1 protein-coding gene is annotated in these 267 nt (G+C 59.9%); it reads right to left on the bottom strand.

The window, feature by feature from the left end; translation table 11 throughout:
- The coding region (locus SB679_RS24585; protein ID WP_410704897.1) for an aldehyde dehydrogenase family protein at positions 1–267 on the bottom strand (267 nt) is incomplete at both ends.

The raw sequence follows: 267 nt of genomic DNA, 5'->3' as shown, positions 1-267 counted from the left end.
GTAAAAATCAACGTATCCGCGTTCAGCGGAATGGACGATCCGTAGTGTGTTTCGACTGCGCTTGCGTAGAAGTCGAAATACCGCGCAGTGAGTTCAGCATCACGTCGCGCTTGCCGCAAAGGCTTGCCCGTCTGCAGTGCTTCAAGATGCCCCAGATCATCCCGGTCACGTTCGATCAGTTGCGCGAAGCGGCGCAAAATCCGCGCGCGGTCAGCAACCGCCACCTTGCGCCACTGATGCGACGCGCGCCGTGCCGCGCTAACGGCA

It is taken from the genome of Chryseobacterium sp. SIMBA_029 (assembly GCF_046535275.1).
Classification (GTDB): Bacteria; Bacteroidota; Bacteroidia; order Flavobacteriales; family Weeksellaceae; genus Chryseobacterium.
This window is presented reverse-complemented; position numbering and strand designations above follow the sequence as displayed.